At 73.8% G+C, this 17,237-nt stretch carries 16 protein-coding genes; 11 read left to right on the forward strand and 5 right to left on the reverse strand.

The features are described 5' to 3' along the window. From A0J59_RS12985 to A0J59_RS13000, 4 genes are all read right to left on the reverse strand, one after another. Nucleotides 1-297 (reverse strand): 6-phosphogluconolactonase (locus A0J59_RS12985; protein ID WP_172820060.1); only part of this gene is annotated, 297 nt, incomplete at its 3' end. Next, on the reverse strand, nt 297-1,379 hold the full coding sequence (locus tag A0J59_RS12990; RefSeq protein WP_064316378.1) for a Gfo/Idh/MocA family protein: 1,083 nt from the start codon (nt 1,377-1,379) through the stop codon (nt 297-299). The genes A0J59_RS12985 and A0J59_RS12990, both read right to left, overlap by 1 nt. After that, nucleotides 1,376-2,449: a Gfo/Idh/MocA family protein gene (locus A0J59_RS12995; protein ID WP_220084478.1), complete on the reverse strand. Its 1,074-nt coding sequence runs from the start codon at nt 2,447-2,449 to the stop codon at nt 1,376-1,378. The genes A0J59_RS12990 and A0J59_RS12995 overlap by 4 nt, the downstream gene beginning before the upstream one ends. Next, complete coding sequence (locus A0J59_RS13000; RefSeq protein ID WP_082919014.1) at nt 2,446-3,201, reverse strand: FadR/GntR family transcriptional regulator; 756 nt, start codon at nt 3,199-3,201, stop codon at nt 2,446-2,448. The genes A0J59_RS12995 and A0J59_RS13000 overlap by 4 nt, the downstream gene beginning before the upstream one ends. Nucleotides 3,202-3,301: 100 nt before the next feature. Here A0J59_RS13000 and A0J59_RS13005 point away from each other — a divergent pair, with 100 nt between their 5' ends. From A0J59_RS13005 to A0J59_RS13040, 8 genes are all read left to right on the forward strand, one after another. Then, nucleotides 3,302-4,903 carry an ABC transporter substrate-binding protein gene (locus A0J59_RS13005; protein WP_156533009.1) on the forward strand — a complete coding sequence of 534 codons (1,602 nt, stop codon included), beginning with the start codon at nt 3,302-3,304 and terminating at the stop codon, nt 4,901-4,903. 137 nt (nt 4,904-5,040) lie between these two features. Beyond that, complete coding sequence (locus tag A0J59_RS13010; protein ID WP_064316380.1) at nt 5,041-5,997, forward strand: ABC transporter permease; 957 nt, start codon at nt 5,041-5,043, stop codon at nt 5,995-5,997. Between the two features lies 1 nt (nt 5,998). Then, a complete protein-coding gene (locus A0J59_RS13015) occupies nt 5,999-8,101 on the forward strand; it encodes a dipeptide/oligopeptide/nickel ABC transporter permease/ATP-binding protein (protein ID WP_064316381.1) in 2,103 nt (700 codons plus the stop codon). A 35-nt stretch (nt 8,102-8,136) separates the two neighbouring features. Then, a complete protein-coding gene (locus A0J59_RS13020; RefSeq protein WP_064316482.1) occupies nt 8,137-8,940 on the forward strand; it encodes an ABC transporter ATP-binding protein in 804 nt (267 codons plus the stop codon). Nucleotides 8,941-9,002: 62 nt separating this feature from the next. After that, complete coding sequence (locus tag A0J59_RS13025; RefSeq protein ID WP_064316382.1) at nt 9,003-9,929, forward strand: dihydrodipicolinate synthase family protein; 927 nt, start codon at nt 9,003-9,005, stop codon at nt 9,927-9,929. Then, nucleotides 9,922-10,980: an ROK family protein gene (locus A0J59_RS13030; RefSeq protein ID WP_064316383.1), complete on the forward strand. Its 1,059-nt coding sequence runs from the start codon at nt 9,922-9,924 to the stop codon at nt 10,978-10,980. Before A0J59_RS13025 ends, A0J59_RS13030 begins: the two co-directional genes overlap by 8 nt. Next, the gene (locus A0J59_RS13035) at nt 10,977-11,693 is read left to right on the forward strand and encodes an N-acetylmannosamine-6-phosphate 2-epimerase (RefSeq protein WP_064316384.1); all 717 of its coding nucleotides are present in this window, start codon (nt 10,977-10,979) and stop codon (nt 11,691-11,693) included. Before A0J59_RS13030 ends, A0J59_RS13035 begins: the two co-directional genes overlap by 4 nt. 97 nt (nt 11,694-11,790) lie before the next feature. Beyond that, nucleotides 11,791-12,849 (forward strand): YhcG family protein, encoded by a 1,059-nt coding sequence (locus A0J59_RS13040; RefSeq protein ID WP_064316385.1) that lies wholly within the window; start codon nt 11,791-11,793, stop codon nt 12,847-12,849. Between the two features lie 39 nt (nt 12,850-12,888). Here the strand turns inward: A0J59_RS13040 and A0J59_RS13045 are convergent, their stop codons facing one another. Next, nucleotides 12,889-13,404, reverse strand: coding sequence for a DUF664 domain-containing protein (locus A0J59_RS13045; protein WP_064316386.1), 516 nt, complete (start codon nt 13,402-13,404; stop codon nt 12,889-12,891). A gap of 244 nt (nt 13,405-13,648) precedes the next feature. Here A0J59_RS13045 and A0J59_RS13050 point away from each other — a divergent pair, with 244 nt between their 5' ends. The 3 genes from A0J59_RS13050 to A0J59_RS13060 are packed head-to-tail and all read left to right on the forward strand — an operon-like array spanning nt 13,649 to nt 17,231. Next, on the forward strand, nt 13,649-14,887 hold the full coding sequence (locus A0J59_RS13050) for a PP2C family protein-serine/threonine phosphatase (RefSeq protein WP_064316387.1): 1,239 nt from the start codon (nt 13,649-13,651) through the stop codon (nt 14,885-14,887). Beyond that, nucleotides 14,884-16,899 (forward strand): glycosyltransferase, encoded by a 2,016-nt coding sequence (locus A0J59_RS13055; RefSeq protein WP_064316388.1) that lies wholly within the window; start codon nt 14,884-14,886, stop codon nt 16,897-16,899. The genes A0J59_RS13050 and A0J59_RS13055 overlap by 4 nt, the downstream gene beginning before the upstream one ends. Next, on the forward strand, nt 16,896-17,231 hold the full coding sequence (locus tag A0J59_RS13060) for an STAS domain-containing protein (RefSeq protein WP_047233463.1): 336 nt from the start codon (nt 16,896-16,898) through the stop codon (nt 17,229-17,231). Before A0J59_RS13055 ends, A0J59_RS13060 begins: the two co-directional genes overlap by 4 nt. Nucleotides 17,232-17,237 lie beyond the last annotated feature (6 nt).

A 17,237-nucleotide genomic window follows, 5' to 3' on the forward strand; every position in this document is an offset into this window, starting at 1 on the left:
CTGGACCGCGCCCTCGGCGAAGTCCACCCGCGAGGCGATCTCGGTCTCGATCACGTTCCGGTACCGCTCGGGGTGCTCCGCGGGCAGGCCCACGTACTCGTCGAGCATGAACGCCCGCACCCCCGCGAACGACAACCCGTCCTCACGGTGGCGCCGCGCCAGCTCGTCGTACACCCTCAACGGCGACGACCCCGTCGCCAGCCCCAGCACCGCCTCCGGCCGCGACCGCACCACCTTCTCGACCGCGTCCGCAGCCAGCACCGCCAACCGCTCCGCAGGAGCGATCACGACCTCCATCAGACCCTCGTCTCCTCGTGCACCGCTCGGTGCTCCACCGCGACGACGTCGCCCGCGTCGACCGAGCGGTACGCCGCGTCGATCACGGCGAGCGTCGCGCGCGCCTCGTCGATGCCGTAGTCCGGCCGCTCCCCGGCGAGCACCGCCCCGACGACGTGTCGCAGGTACGCCGTCGCGGCGACCTGGCCGGCGTCGGCGGCGATCGTCGTGCGCCCGTCAGGGCCGAACCGCGCGACCGCGGGGGCGTCGTCGTCCGCGACGGCGTGGCCGTGCGACCCGAGCAGCCGCACCGACGACGTGGTCGGCGTCCCGCCGGGCGCGAACGGGACGCGCCCGAGGGTGATCGTCGCGGTCACGCCTCGCTCCAGCCCGAGCGTGACGACGGCCGTGTCCTCGACCCCGGCCTCGCGGTGCGGGTCGAGGAAGAGCGAGCCGGTGAAGGCGTGCACCTCGACCGTGCGCAGCCCGGTGAGGTGGTGGGCCGCGTCGGCGCAGTAGCCGAGGAAGTTGAGCAGCTCGCCGCCGCCCGAGAGCGCGCGGTCCACGACGAGCGCGGGCCGCTCGACCGACGTCGCGAAGTGCGCGCCGGAGGCGAAGAACTCGAGGTCGAGGTGGCGCGGCAGGCCCACGTGCCCCGCGTCGACCCAGGCGCGCAGCCGGCGCAGGGCGGGCGCGTGCGTGCGGTTCACGACGGCGCACGTGCGGCCCGTGCGCGTGGCCACCGCGGCGAGGTGGTCGGCATCGGCGAGCGTCGTCGCGACGGGCTTGTCGACGAGCACGTCCAGGCCCGCCTCCAGCAGCCCCGCCGCGAGGCGCGCGTGCCGGGTCGGCTCGGCGCACACGACGACGAGGTCGACGGCGGATCCCAGGGCCTCCGCGGCCGACGCCACGTCGGCGACCTCGCCGTACGGCAGGCCGACGCTCTCGGCGACGGCGCGCGAGTCCTCGCGCACCCAGCCGGGCGCGCCCGCCTCCTCGACGACGCCGACGAGCTCGACGCGCTCGTCCCCGCCGAGGATCCGCAGGTAGTCGGTGGCGTGGCGCACGGCCGACGCGAACGCGACGCGCAGGGTCGTGCTCATGCGGCCACCTCCACCGGGGCGTACCCGGGTACGTCGGCGACGCGCTCACGACGGCCGGAGAGGAGCGAACGCTGCGCGGCGAGCGCTGTCGCGAGCGCGGCGCGGACCTGAGGCGTCGTGACGACCGGCGTCGCGTCGCCGCGCACGACGTCGAGCCAGTGCGCGAGCTGGATCCCCAGCGCCCCCTCGACGGAGGCCGGCGGGGCGGTCGTCGCGTCGGAGTGCAGGCCGTCCTCCTCGGTGGTCGAGTGCGCGAGCGTGCCCTCGGTGCCCACGAGCACGACGCGCCGCACGAGCTCCCCGCGGCGCCGCAGCGCGTAGCAGAGCTCGAGCGTGGCGAGCGCTCCGGACGTCGTGCGGAGCTGGACGTGGAACGAGTCGGGCGACTCCATCTCGGGCGAGAACGTGCGGAACCCGCGCGCGAAGACCTCGACGGGCTCGTCGTCGAGCAGCCACGTCGCGGCGTCCATGATGTGGGTGCCGTTGTGCACGGGGTGCCCACCCGAGAGCTCGGGGTCGAGCTGCCAGCCGCGCCACCCGCCCGGCCACGCGTGGCCGGTGTACCAGGAGACGTGCGCGAGGCGGGGGGTGCCGATCTCGCCCCGGCGGGCCGCGGCGGCGAGCGCCGCCACCGCGGGCTGGAACCGCACGGTCTGCCCGACGACGAGCGTGGTGCCCCGGCCCTCCGTCGCCGCGACCATCGCGTCGAGCCGGTCGAGCGAGAGCGCGGCCGGCTTCTCGACCTGCACGTGCTTGCCCGCCTCGCCGGCCGCGACCGTGTCGCGCGCGTGGGCGGGTGTCGCGGTGACGACGTCGACCGCGTGGACCGTGTCGTCGGCGAGCGCGTCGTCGAGGGACGTGGTCGCGCGGGCTCCGGGCGCGAGCGCAGCCAGCGCCCGGGTCCGGGCGAGGTCGTGCCCGACGACCCACCGCACGTCCGCGCCGGGCAGGGCGGCCAGCGCGACGAGGTGCTCGCGCGCGAACGCGCCGATGCCGACGACGGCGATCCCGACGCGCCTCCGGGCGGAGGCCCGGCCGCCGGGGAGGTCGGGGGGCAGGGCGGGGCTCACGCGGTGGTCACCCCGAGGGCGCGGTCGATCGGCTCGTAGTGCGAGACGACGGCGGCGCGGAACGCCTCGACGTCGCCGGCCTCCGCGGCGTCGAGCATCTCGCCGTGCGCGCGGGCGGTCTGGTCGAGGTCGGCCGCGACCGAGATGCCGAGCTTGGGGACGACCGCGGTGTGCACGTCCCAGAACGCGGCGACGAGCTGGCCGACGAGCGAGTTGTCGAGGCGCGCGAGCAGGCCGGTGTGGAACGCGCGGTCCTGCTTGGGGAAGCTCAGGCCCTCGGCCGCGGCGGCCACCATCTCCTCCACGAGGGCGTGCAGCTCGGGGTTCGAGGTGCCGGCCAGGCTCGCGACGATGACGTCCGCCATGGCGAGGTCGAGCGCCTGGCGGATCTCGACGACGTCGCGCAGCGCGCGCAGGTCGTCGCCGGGGGAGAGCACGCCGCGGAACACGAGCGCCTCCACGAGCGCGTCCAGCGACATGTTGCCGACGAACGTGCCGTGCCCGTGGCGCACCTCGACGATGTCGAGGGTCGACAGGGTGCGGATCGCCTCGCGCACGCTCGACCGGGACACGCCCAGGTGCTCGCACAGCTCCGCCTCGGTGGGCAGCGGGTCCCCGGGGCGCAGCCCCTCGCCGAGGATGAAGTCCTTGATCCGGTCGGCGGTGGTCGTGCGCCGGGGAGCGGTCGCGCCGGGTCCGCCGTCGCGGGACGCGTCGAGCGTGCTGAAGCTCCTGCGCCGTGGTGTCGCCATCTTGACCCCTTCGATTTCTGGTCCTAGTGTCATGCTACACAACGTCAGACATCAGACATCTTCTCTCCGGAACGATGTCGGTCTCATGTCAGGAGAACCAATGAAGCTTCACGTCAGCTCACCTCCCCGCAGGGGAGTCGCTGCGGTCGCCGCGGGCGTCGTGCTCGCGCTCGGCCTCGCGGCGTGCTCCGGCGGCGGTGCTGCGCAGGACGACCCGACCGAGGGCAGCGCCGCCCAGGGCGAGATCGACCCGGACGCCGTGATCGAGGCGGGCATCTCGTACTCCCTCTCCGGTGGCTTCGACCCGATGATCACCACCGGTGCCGTGACAGTAGCGGCCAACTGGCACGTGTTCGAGGGACTCACCGAGCTCGACCCCGCGACGCGCGAGGTCTACCCCGCGCTCGGCACCGAGCTGCCCGCGCAGGTCGACGACACGCACTACGAGGTGGACCTCCGCGAGGGCGCGGTCTTCCACGACGGCACGCCCGTCACCGTGGACGACGTCGTGTACAGCTTCGACCGCGTGCTCGACCCGGCGAACGAGTCGCTCTACGCCGGCTTCGTCGACTTCCTCGAGTCCGTCACCCCCGTCGACGACGACACGGTGTCGGTCAACCTCAAGTACCCGTTCAGCCTCGTGCCCGAGCGGCTCTCGGTCGTCAAGATCGTGCCGAAGGCCCTCGTCGAGTCCGACTACGAGGCGTTCAACGCGCTGCCCGTCGGCACCGGCCCGTTCAAGATGACCCAGGCCACGCCGGACGACAAGATCACGTTCGAGCGCTTCGACGACTACACGGGCACCCGCCCCGCGCTCGCCGCGGGCCTCGTGTGGAACCTGCTCTCCGACCCCGCCGCGCGCGTCACCGCGATGAGCTCCGGCACGGTCAGCGCGATCGAGGACGTCCCCTACATCGACGTCCCGACGCTCGAGGGCACCGTGGACGTCGAGTCCGTCCAGTCGTTCGGCACGCTGTTCATGATGTTCAACACGGACCTGCCGCCGTTCGACGACGTCCGCGTGCGCCAGGCGTTCTTCTACGCGCTCGACATGGACAAGATCATCGACAACGGCCTGCTCGGCAACGGCGCGGCGGCCACGAGCTTCCTCCCGCAGAGCCACCCGAACTACCACGAGGCGTCCACGGTCTACTCCTACGACCCGGAGAAGGCCAAGGACCTGCTCGCCCAGGCCGGCGTGAGCGACCTGTCGATCACGCTCATGACGACCGACACCGGCTGGGTCGCGGACATCGCGCCGCTCATCAAGGAGAACCTCGACGCGATCGGCGTCGACACGACGCTCGACATCGGCCAGTCCGGCGGCCAGTACACCAAGGTCGACAACGGCGACCTGCAGGTCATGGTCGCCCCGGGCGACCCGTCGGTCTTCGGCAACGACCCCGACCTGCTCATGCGCTGGTGGTACGGCGACAACGTGTGGTCGCAGTCGCGCTACCGCTGGAACGACGACCCGAAGTTCGCCGAGCTCCAGACGATCCTCGACGCCGCGGTGCGCACGTCCGGCGACGAGCAGCAGGAGCTGTGGGACCAGGCGTTCGACCTGATCTCCGACGAGGTGCCGCTCTACCCGCTGCTCCACCGCCAGCTCCCGACCGCGTGGGACGGCTCCACGCTCTCCGGGTTCTCGCCCCTGCCGATCACCGGCCTGTCGTTCCTCGACGCCGGCCTCGTCAAGTAGCCGCGGGCTCGTAGCCCTCGGCGCCGACCGACCGCCGGGCCTCTCGCCCGCCCCCTCGGGCGAGAGGCCCGGTACCCGCCCGGCACCCAGAACGGACAGACCATGCACCGCACCCCCGACGCACCGGGAGGCCGATCGTGAGCGCACTGCTGCGACTCGTCGGACGCCGCCTCCTGCAGCTGCCGATCATGATCCTCGGCATCACGTTCCTCGTGTTCCTCGTGATGTCGTTCTCGCAGGTCGACCCGGCGATCCAAGCCCTCGGCGAGGGCGCGTCCGTCGAGGCGCGCGAGGCGTACCGCGAGGCCAACGGCCTGAACGACCCGCTCCTCGTCCGGTACGTCGCGTTCCTCGGCGGCCTGCTGCACGGCGACCTCGGCACGTTCAGCGCGCGCCAGGTGCCCGTCGCCGACGAGGTCGCGCGCGCCCTGCCCATCACGCTCCAGCTCACGCTCATGGGCCTCGTCATCGCCGTCGTGCTCGCCCTCGTCATGGGCATCCTCGCGGCGCTCTACCGCGACCGCTGGCCGGACAAGGCGATCCGCGTGGTGTCCGTCGCGTCGCTCGCGACGCCGTCGTTCTGGCTCGCCGTGCTGCTCATCCAGGTCGTCACCCTCGGGGCCGGCTGGCTCCCCGCGAGCGGGCCGCTGCCCGACCCGTCCGAGGACCTCGGCGGCTACCTCGCCCGCATGGCGCTGCCCGCGATCGCGCTCGCGATCCCCGTCGTCGGCCAGCTCACGCGCGTCGTGCGCACCTCGGTCGTCGAGGAGCTCGACAAGGACTACGTCCGCACGGCGATCGGCGCCGGCATCCCCCGCCACGTCGTCGTCGGGCGCAACGTGCTGCGCAACGCGCTCATCACCCCGATCACGGTGCTCGGCCTGCGCGTCGGCTACCTCATCGGCGGCGCCGTCGTCATCGAGATCATCTTCGCGCTGCCCGGCATGGGCACGCTCATCCTCAACGGGGTCACCAACAACGAGCCCAACCTCGTGCAGGGCGTGACCCTCACCGTGGCGCTCGCCTTCGTGCTCATCAACATCGTGGTCGACATGCTCTACGTGCTCGTCAACCCGCGGATCAGGACGGTGTGACGTGCGCCGACAGCTCACCGAACGACTCTCGACCCCCGGGCTGCGCCTGCGCGCGCTGCCCCTCGGGTCCAAGATCTCCCTCGCGTTCGTGCTCCTCGTGGCGCTCGCGGCGGTGTTCGCGCCGCTCGTCGCGAGCCACGACCCGCTCGCCACCGGCACGCCGGTCCAGCCGCCGAGCGCGGAGAACTGGTTCGGCACCGACCGCCAGGGGCGCGACATCTTCTCCCGTGTCGTCTACGGCGCGCGGTACTCGCTCGTCATCGGCCTCGGGGCGACCGCGATCGCGCTCGCCGCGGCGGCCGTGCTCGGCTCGGTCGCGGCGACCGCGCGCAAGAGCGTCTCCGAGACGCTCATGCGGGTCCTCGACATCATCATGTCCTTCCCCGGCATCGCGCTCGCCGCCGTGTTCGTCTCCGTCTTCGGCCGGTCGCTGCCCGTGCTCGTGCTGACGATCGCGTTCCTCTACACGCCGCAGCTCACGCGCGTCGTGCGGGCCAACATCCTCGACCAGTACGGCGAGGACTACGTGGCCGCGACCCGCGTCATGGGCGCGCGCACGGCCTGGATCCTCGCGAAGCACGTCGCGCGCAACTGCGCGGCGCCCGTGCTGGTGTTCACCACCGTGCTCGTGGCCGACGCGATCGTCTTCGAGGCGTCGCTGTCCTTCATCCAGGCGGGCGTGCCCGACCCGGAGCCCTCGTGGGGCAACATCATCGCCGCGGGCCGCGACCTCGTCATGGGCGGCTACTGGTGGGCGACGTTCTTCCCCGGCCTGGCGATCATGCTCACGGTCCTGTGCCTGAACATCCTCTCCGAGGGCATGACCGACGCGATGGTCGCGGCCCCCCGCGCGACCCGCGCGACGCCGGTGAAGGCCGTCGCGACCGACTCGGACGACGCGGCCGTCGCCGCCGAGCTCACGGCGATGGACGCCGACGAGCCGGTCGAGACCGCGGACGAGGACCGCCTCGTCGAGTCGGAGCCCGTCGTGCAGGACGTCGAGCCGGAGGTGCGGCACGTCGGCCGTGAGGTCCCGCTCGCGGCGCGCCTCGAGACGCTCCGCGCGGCCGAGGCGGCGCGCACCGACCGTCCCGTCTACGACGGCGACGCCGAGCCCCTGCTCGAGGTGCGCAACCTGTCCATCCGCTTCCCGCGCCACGGGGACGTCGCGGTCGTCGACGACGTCTCGTTCTCCGTGCGGCCCGGCGAGACGATGGCGCTGGTCGGCGAGTCCGGCTGCGGCAAGTCGATCACCTCGCTCGCCGTGATGGGCCTGCTGGATCCCTCCGCGCAGATCAGCGGCGAGATCCGCTACGGCGGCAAGGACCTGCTCGCGATGGGCAACCGCGAGCGCGCGGCGCTGCGCGGCACCGAGATCGCGATGATCTACCAGGACGCGCTGAGCTCGCTCAACCCGTCGATGCTCATCCGGTCGCAGATGAAGCAGCTCACGCGCCGCGGCGGCACGCGCACGGCCGAGGAGCTGCTGGAGCTCGTGGGCCTCGACCCGCAGCGCACGCTCAAGAGCTACCCGCACGAGCTGTCCGGCGGGCAGCGCCAGCGCGTGCTCATCGCCATGGCGCTCACGCGCGACCCGAAGCTGGTCATCGCGGACGAGCCGACGACGGCGCTCGACGTCACCGTCCAGGCCCAGGTCGTCGCGCTGCTCGACGAGCTGCGCCAGAAGCTCGGCTTCGCGATGGTCTTTGTCAGCCACGACCTCGCGCTCGTCGCCGAGATCGCGCACCGCATCACGGTCATGTACGCGGGGCAGGTCGTGGAGCAGGCGCCGACGAGCGCGCTGCTCGCCGACCCCCGCCACGAGTACACGCAGGGTCTCCTGGGCGCGGTGCTCTCGATCGAGCAGCGCTCGACGCGCCTGCACCAGATCCCCGGCACCGTCCCGTCGCCGCGCGACTTCCCGACGGGCGACCGGTTCGCGCCGCGCTCGTCGCGTCCCGACCGCGGCCTCGACGTGCGCCCCGTGCTGCGCGCCGTGGACGCCGACGGCCAGCACCTCGTCGCGACGCCGCCGGACGAGCCGGTCGGCGCCGCCGCGAGCGGCCGCACCGCTGCCCCGATCACCACCGGAGGGACGCGATGAGCGCCACCGACCAGACCCCGCCCGCCGCGGAGCGGATGCCCGCCACCGACCGCGACACGCCCGTCGTCGAGCTGCGCGGCGTGCACGTCGTCTTCAAGGCCCGCACGGGCACGCTGTTCAAGGCCCAGCGGGTGCACGCCGTGAACGACGTGAGCGTCGCGGTCCGCCGCGGGAGCACGCTCGGGATCGTCGGCGAGTCCGGCTCGGGCAAGTCGACCATGGCGAAGGTGCTCGTCGGGCTGCAGGCGCCGACGTCCGGCGAGATCCGCTTCCGCGGGCAGCCGGTGGACACGTACACGACGCGCGTGCGCCGCGACGTCGGCCGCGTCGTGTCCGTCGTCTTCCAGGACCCGGCGACCGCGCTCAACGCCCGCATGCGCGTGCGGGACGCGCTGCGCGACCCGCTCGACGTGCACCGCGTGGGCGACGCCGCGTCGCGCGAGGCGCGCGTGCGCGAGCTCGTGCACCTCGTGGGCCTGCCCGAGTCGGCCCTCGACGCGCTGCCCGGCCAGCTCTCGGGCGGGCAGCGCCAGCGCGTCGCCATCGCGCGCGCCCTCGCGCTCGCGCCGGACGTGATCGTCGCCGACGAGCCCACGTCCGCGCTCGACGTGTCCGTGCGGGCCCAGATCCTCAACCTGCTCGCCGACCTCAAGGCCGAGCTCGACCTGGGGATGGTCTTCATCTCGCACGACATCCAGACGGTGCGCCACGTCTCCGACGAGATCGTCGTCATGCAGGGCGGCCGCATCGTCGAGTCCGGCCCCGCCGCGCGCGTGCTCGACGACCCCCAGGACGACTACACCCGCACGCTGCTCGCCGCGGCGCCCGCGCTGCTGTGAGCCGGGGCCGTGCGCGGCCCCGCCCCGACCGAACCACCGCTGATCCAGAACCGGAGCTCCTCGTGACCACCCCCTCCTTCCACGGGATCGTCCCGCCCGTCCTCACCCCGCTCACGACCGACGGGGAGGTCGACGTCGCGTCGCTCGAGCGCCTCGTGGACCACCTGGTCACCGAGGGCGTGCACGGCGTGTTCGTGCTCGGGTCGACCGGCGAGGTCGCGTACCTCACCGACGCGCAGCGCGACGTCGTCGTACGGACCGTCGTGCGCGCGGCCGCCGGCCGCGTGCCCGTCATGGGCGGCGCCATCGACCTGACGACGGCGCGCGTCGTCGAGCAGGCGAAGGCGCTCGTGGCGGGCGGGGTGGACGCGGTCGTCGCGACGGCCCCCGTCTACGCGCTCAACGATCTCGACGAGATCGAGCGCCACCTGCGCGCCGTCGCGGCCGCGGTGGACGTCCCGCTGTTCGCCTACGACATCCCCGTGCGCGTGCGCACCAAGCTCCCGGCCGACCTGCTCGTGCGCCTCGGCACCGAGGGCGTGCTCGCCGGTGTCAAGGACTCGTCGGGCGACGACGTCGCGTTCCGTCGCCTCGTCGCCGCCAACGCGGCGGCCGGTTCGCCCCTCGCGCTGTTCACGGGCCACGAGGTCGTGGTCGACGGCATGCTCCTGCTCGGCGCCGACGGCGTGGTCCCGGGCCTCGCGAACGTCGACGCGGGCGGCTACGTGCGCCTGTGGGACCTCGCGCGGGCGGGCAAGTGGGACGATGCCCGGGTGGAGCAGGACCGGATCGCCGCACTCTTCGAGATCGTCTTCCAGGCGCACGGCCGCTCGGGCGACGCGGCAGGCGTCGGCGCGTTCAAGGTCGCCGCGCAGCGCCAGGGCCTCATCGACACGGCCACCATGGCGTTCCCCGTCGAGGCGCTCGACGGTGACGTCGCCGACCGCGTCGAGGAGATCACGCGCGCCGCGGGGCTCCTGCGTGCGTGACGTCGTCGTCGGGGTCGACCTCGGCGGGACCAAGACCGCGGCGGCGACCGTCGCGTCGGACGGCTCGCTGGGGGCCGTACGCTCCGTGCCGACCCCGGCGGCGGCCGGCCCGGAGGCGGTGCTCGACGCCGTCGCCGGGCTCGTGCGCGAGGTCGTGGCCGCCGCCGGGTCGCCCGACGGTGGTCCCGCACGGCTGCGCACGCTCGGCGTCGGCACGGCCGGGGTGGTCGACGTCGGCCGCGGCGTGATCGTCTCGGCCACCGACACCCTGCCCGGCTGGCCCGGGACCGACGTCGCGGGCGGGCTGCGTCGTCGGCTCGCCGACCTGGCCGTGCTCGCGCCCGAGGGATCGCCCGGGGACGGGACCGCGCTGAGCGTGTTCGTCGAGAACGACGTCGACGCGCACGCCGCCGGAGAGGTCTGGCTCGGCGCGGCCGCCGGGGCGCGCAGCGCGCTGCTCGTCGCCGTCGGGACGGGCGTGGGCGCCGCCGTCGTGCTCGACGGCCGTCCGCTGCGGGGGGCGCACCACGTCGCCGGAGAGCTCGGCCACATGCCGGTCCCCGGGGCCGAGCTGCTGCGCTGCCCGTGCGGCCGGACGGGCCATCTCGAGGCGATCGGTGCGGGACCGGCGATCCACCGCCGCTACCTCGCGCTCGGCGGCGACGCGGCGAGCCCGGACACGCGCGACGTCGTCGCACGGGCGGGCGCGGGCGACGAGCTCGCGGCGTCGGTCGTGCGGGACGCGGCGCAGGCCGTGGGCCGTGCGGTCGCCGGCGTCGTGACCGTGCTCGACCCGGAGGTCGTCGTGGTCGGCGGCGGGCTGGCGGGCGCGGGCGACCTGTGGTGGTCGGCGCTCGAGGACGCGCTGCGCGCCGAGGTCGTCGACGTGCTCGCCGACCTGCCGCTGCGCCGTGCGGCGCTCGGCAACGAGGCGGCGATCGTCGGGGCGGCGCGCGGGGCGTGGAGCCTCGTCGTCCCGCCCGGTGACGAACCCGGGACGAGACCCGGCGGGCTGGGCGAGCAGACCCACCGAGAGAGGACGACGGCATGACCGGATCGCAGGAGACGCGGCCGACCTGGACGCGCGAGCGCGTGCTCGACGCGATGCGCGGTCGGCTCACCGTGTCGTGCCAGGCCTATCCGGGCGAGCCGCTGCGCGATCCGCGCACGACCGCCCAGATGGCGCGCGCCGTCGTCGCGGGGGGAGCCGCCGCGGTGCGCGCGCAGGGTCTGGACGACGTCACGGCGGTCGTCGCCGCGGTGGACGTCCCGGTCGTCGGGCTGTGGAAGGACGGCGACGGCGGGGTCTTCATCACGCCGACGCTGCGGCACGCGCGCGCTGTCGCCGACGCGGGCGCGCACGTCGTCGCGCTCGACGGCACGCGCCGACCCCGCCCGGACGGGCTCACGCTGGCCGAGACCGTGGCGCGCCTGCGCGAGACGACGGACGCGCTCGTCATGGCGGACTGCGGGTCGCTCGGCGACGCGCTCGCCGCTCAGGACGCAGGCGTGGACCTGCTCGGCACGACGCTCGCCGGCTACACGGGCGAGCGGCCGAAGACCTCCGGACCGGACCTCGAGCTCGTCGACGAGGTGGTCGCGGCGTGCTCGCTGCCCGTCGTCGTCGAGGGGCGCGTGCACACGCCCGCGCAGGCCGCCGAGGCGATGGCCCGGGGCGCGTTCAGCGTGTGCGTCGGGACGGCGATCACCCACCCGACGACCCTCACGTCATGGTTCGTGGAGGCGTTCCCGACGCGCCACTGAGTCGTCCACAGCCCCCTTGACAGCGCAAAGTCGCGATGCCCTATGTTCGCAGCGGAGCGCCGGGACGCGGCGCGCGCGACAGCCAGGGGGACGTGCCGTGCCGCCATCGAACGACGACCTCGAGCCGGCGGGATACGCCGAGCTGCTGACCGATCTCAAGGCGCGCGTGCGCGCCACGCAGTTCCGTGCCGCGCGCGCCGCGAACACCGAGGTGCTGCGGCTGTACTGGTCGATCGGCCACGAGCTCGTGGAGCGGCGTGCCCGGGACGGATGGGGGGCGAAGACCCTCGAGCGTCTGAGCGCTGACCTGCAGCGGGAGTTCCCGGACCAGCGGGGGTGGTCGACTCGAAACCTCAAGTACATGCGTGCGATGGCCGAGGCCTGGCCCGATTCCTCGTCATTTGGGCAACAGGCTGTTGCCCAACTTCCATGGGGCCACGTCACGGTGCTCCTGAGCCGTCTGAGGACCACCGCCGACCGCGACTGGTACGCCGAGCGCTCCGCGGTCGAGGGCTGGTCGCGCGGGATGCTCGAGTACCACATCAAGCTGGACCTGCGCCGCGCACTCGGCGCTGCGCCCACGAACTTTGCGGGCGTGCTCGACGCGGCTGACTCGGAGCTCGCGCAGGCGATGGTCAAGGACCCCTACGTCTTCGAGCACCTGGGCCTCGTGCGGACCCGCGCCGAGCGCGACGTCGAGCAGGCGCTCATGGACCGGCTCCAGGACACGTTGCTCGAGCTCGGACGCGGGATGGCGTTCGTCGGGCGGCAGGTGCGGCTCACCGTCCCGGACGACGAGAGCGACGCCGTCGACGAGTTCTTCGTCGACCTGCTGTTCTTCCACCTCGAGCAGCTGCGCTACGTCGTCGTCGAGCTGAAGATCGGGACGTTCGAACCTGCCCACCTCGGTCAGCTCGGTACGTACGTCGCGATCGTCGACGACCAGTACCGCCGGCACGAGATCCACGCCCCGACCGTCGGGATCCTCCTGTGCACGGGCCGGAGCGGCCCCGTCGTGCGCTACTCGCTGGCCAGCACGAACGCGCCCGTCGCGGTCGCGGACCTCCAGGGGTTGCCCGACGAGGCGCGTGGGGCGCTGCCGAGCGTGGCGGAGCTCCAGGCGGTGGTCGCGGACGAGCTCGAGCAGCGCTCGTGAACGGGACCCGCGCGGGCGTGCGCCGACCAGGACGCGTCGTCAGGTGCGACCGGTGCGCTCGAGGACGCCGCGCACGAAGGCGGCCTGGCCCGCGTGCTGGAGGCTGTCCACCGCGACGCTCACGAGCCGGACGCCGAGCGTGACCGGTGGGTCCCACGCCTCGTCGACGACGCGGTCGAGGTCGTCGTCGGTCAACGCGGCGAGCACGTCCTGGGACTCGACCTGGACGGCGTGCACGTAGCCGAGCAGGAGGTCGTCGCTCGCACGCACCCGACCGACGTCGGCGGCGGACTGCCCGTAGCCCGTCGCCCCGTCGTCGAACGGCAGGTCGAACCGGCGTGCCCAGCCGTCGCGCGTCCACACCTGCTCCCGGCCGACGGCGGCGGCGACCTGCGCGTCCTGGCCCCGGGCGAGGTGCCACGCGAGCCAGGCGATCGTGTTGGCGCGCGGGTCCAGGCGCGCGGTCAGCGCGTCCTCCCCGAGCCCGTCGACGGCGCGCGTCGCCGTCGGTCCGATCCGGCCGAACAGGTCCTCCAGCAGCGTGCGCGCGTCCACCGTGTCTCCCTCTCGCCGGGGCCCCGGGTCGTCCGCGGCCGATGTGGTTGCCCCTGGCAGCGTCTCCCGGAGTGGTCGTCGCTCGCGACCCGAACGGGCGATCACCGGGTCACGGAGCGGGATGGCGCGGGTGAAAGCGCAGGTCCCGGCGCCGTGGTCGAGCCCTCGCCCTGCGCACGCCATCCCCACGTGATAGATGTCGAGAGGTCGCGTCACGACGAGGATGACCAAGCAGGGGGGATTCATGACGACGACCGACGCGCTCGATGCCGAGCACGCCAGGCTCCTCGCGCTCCAGCGGCTCGGGGTGCTGGACAGCACCCCCGAGGAGCGCTTCGACCGGGTCACGAGGCTCGCGCAGCGCCTCTTCGGCGTCCCCACGGTGAGCATCACCCTCGTGGACGCGGACCGGCAGTGGCGGAAGGCGTTCGTCGGCCTCGACGGGCCGGTCGCGCAGCGCGAGGGCGCGTTCTGCGACGTGACGATCCGCGCGAACCGGACGCTCGTCGTCGAGGACGCGGCCGCGGACGACCGCTTCGCCGACAACCCGTTCGTCGTGGGCGACCCGCACCTGCGCTTCTACGCGGGCCACCCCATCGCGGCGCCGGGCGGCGAGCTGGTCGGGACGCTCTGCGTCATCGACACCCGACCGCGTCGGTTCGACGACGGGGACCGGTCGCTGCTGCGCGACCTGGCGCTGTGGGTCCAGGGAGAGCTGCAGCACGACGTCGAGCTCGACCGGGCGGGGGCGGTGCAGCGGGGTCTCCTCCCGCGTCGGCCGCCGGAGCTCGACGGGTTTCGCGTCGCAGCCCGGTGCGTGCCGGCCCGCGGGGTCGGGGGCGACTTCTACGACTGGTGCGCCACGGCGGACGGCGCGGGGTTCGTGGTCGCGGACGTCATGGGCAAGGGCATGTCTGCCGCGATCGTCGCGGCCTCGGCCCGGGCGGCGCTGCGGACGGCGCTGCGATCGCCGTCCCTCGCGGCCGGGGTGGAGGCAGCGGACGACCTCCTGACGACCGATCTCGAGGAGGTCGGGTCGTTCGTGACCGCATGGTGCGCGACGGTCGACCAAGACAGCGGCCTGGTCACCTACGTCGACGCGGGCCACGGGCTGGCGAGCGTCCTGCGGACCGACGGCGGCATCGAGCGGCTCGAGGCGGACGGCATGCCGCTCGGTGTGTCGCCCGGGGCGTCTCGTGCACGCCACCGCGTCCAGCTGCGTCCTGGGGACCGGCTCGTGGTGGTGAGCGACGGCCTGGTCGACCTGCTAGCGGACCTCGGTGTCCCCGGCGGCGACCCACGGCTCGTCGACCCCGAGGTCGCGCTGCCGGTGCCGGACGGGCCGCGCCTCTCGCGGGTCGCGCGCGACGTGCGCCGTGCACCGGACGCCGGGGCGACGCTCGCGGCGCTGCTCGGGCTCGCCGACGGCACGTTCGTCGGCGACGACCTCACCATCCTGGTGCTCGAGCGGGTCGCCTCGTGAGGGGCTCCGCGCGGCGGCTCGTCGTGATCCGCGTGCTCGTCGTCCTCGCGCTGCTCACCGGCGTCAACTACGTCGCGTGGCGGTGGCTCGACTCGGTCGCGTGGTCGGCCTGGTGGATCGCGGTCCCGCTCGTGCTCGCCGAGACCTACAGCCTCGTGGACACCGCCCTCTTCGGCGTGACGATGTGGCGTCTGCGCGAGCGCGGCGAACCGCCTCCCGCCCCCGGGGGCGTCACGGTCGACGTGTTCGTCACGACCTACGACGAGCCGGAGGAGCTCGTGCTCGCGACGGCGCGCGCGGCGCGCGAGATCCGGTACCCGCACCGCACGTGGATCCTCGACGACGGAGCCCGGGAGAGCATGCGGGCGACCGCCCGCGAGGCGGGCGTCGGCTACCTCACGCGGACCGAGAGCTGGGCGGGCAAACCGCGGCACGCCAAGGCGGGCAACCTCAACAACGCGCTCTTCCAGACCGACGGCGAGCTGCTCCTCGTCCTGGATGCCGACCAGGTCCCCGACCCGACGATCCTCGACCGGACCGTGGGGTACTTCGCCGAGGACGAGAGCGTCGCGATCGTCCAGACGCCCCAGTACTTCGTCAACGTCGACGACGCCGACCCGCTCGGGAGCCAGGCACCGCTGTTCTACGGTCCGATCCAGCAGGGCAAGGACGGGTGGAACGCCGCGTTCTTCTGCGGCTCCAACGCCGTGCTGCGGCGCGAGGCCCTCATGCAGCTGGGCGTGGTCGGGTACGTGCGCGGCGTGACGAGCGGTGTGCGCCGCGCGCTGCGCACGGCCGGTTCCGTGCTCGCGCGCGCCGCGCGCTCGCCGGAGGCGTCCGACCCGGCGGTCCGCAGCGCCATCGCCCGGCTGCGCGCCGAGGCGGACGAGGCGCGCCGGGCGATCGCGGCCGGCGAGCCCGTCGCGGACGTCACCTACCGGTTCCAGCGCCGCGTGGACGAGGCCTCGCGCGACGTCGTCACCGGTCAGGTCGACACGTTGCGCGCGGAGCTGGCGGCGGTGGAGCCCGAGCTCGTGTCCGCGGGGCCGCTCCAGGTCGACGACGAGATCGGCCGGCTCGTCGTGGACGAGGAGGCGCTCGACCGGCTCGCGCGTCGCGACCTCTCGCCGCTCGTGGCCGTCGAGGCCGTGCGCCGGCTCGCGGACGCCGTCGACGTCGGTCGGAGCGACGAGGCCCAGCCGGTGATGCCCATGGCGACGATCTCGGTCACCGAGGACATGGCGACCGCGATGCGGCTCCACGCTCTCGGGTGGCGTTCGGTGTACCACCACGAGGTGCTCGCGCACGGCCTCGCGCCCGAGGACATGCCGACGATGCTGCAGCAGCGCCTCCGGTGGGCCCAGGGCACGGTGCAGGTGATGCTCCGGGAGAGCCCCCTCACCCTGCGAGGTCTGCGGACCGGCCAGCGCCTCATGTACCTCGCGACGATGTGGAGCTACCTCGCCGGGTTCGCCGCGCTGGCCTACCTCGCGGCACCCATGGTGTACCTCTGCTTCGGCATCCTGCCCGTCCAGGCGTTCGGGACCGACTTCTTCGTCCGGTTCGTGCCGTACTTCGTGCTCAACCAGCTGCTGTTCGTGGTCGTCGCGCGCGGTGTGCGGACGTGGCGCGGGCAGCAGTACTCGCTCGCGCTGTTCCCGGTGTGGATCCGGGCGTGCTGGACCGCGTTCGCGAACGTCGTCCTCGGGCGCCCGCTCGGCTTCGTGGTGACGCCCAAGACCCGGACCGGTGCGCACCGTCCCGCGTGGCGCACCATCTGGCCGCAGCTGACGGCCATGGTCCTGCTCGTCGTCTCCGCCGTCGTCGGCACGGTGCGCCTCGTCGCCTTCGACGCGGACCTCGGCGCGACGCTCGTCACCCTCGCCTGGGTGGCGTACGACCTCGCGGTGCTCGGGGTGCTCGTCCCGGCCGCGCGGTACTCCGGTCCCCGCTCGCCGCGCGAGCCGGAGCCGGAGACGATGATGACCGGCCGACGGACGGAGGACCCGTGAAGCTCGACGTGACACCGCTCGACGAGGCAGGGGCGGTGATCGTGCCCCGCGGACGGCTCACGCTCACCACCGCCCCGCAGCTGCGCGACGCGGTCACCGACCTGGTCGACGCGGGCCGGACACGGCTCGTCGTCGACCTCGGCAGCCTGGAGTTCGTGGACTCCTCGGGCCTCGGCGCGCTGGTGGGTGGGCTGCGGACCACCCGGGCGGCCGGCGGAGACCTGCGGCTCGCGAACGCGGCTCCCCAGGTCGCGACCGTCCTCCGGCTCACCAACCTCGACCGCGTCCTGCGCGTGCACGACGACGCGGCGACCGCCTTCTCCGACGGGTGACCCGCG

Source organism: Cellulosimicrobium sp. I38E, from assembly GCF_001647255.1.
GTDB lineage: Bacteria > Actinomycetota > Actinomycetes > Actinomycetales > Cellulomonadaceae > Cellulosimicrobium > Cellulosimicrobium cellulans_E.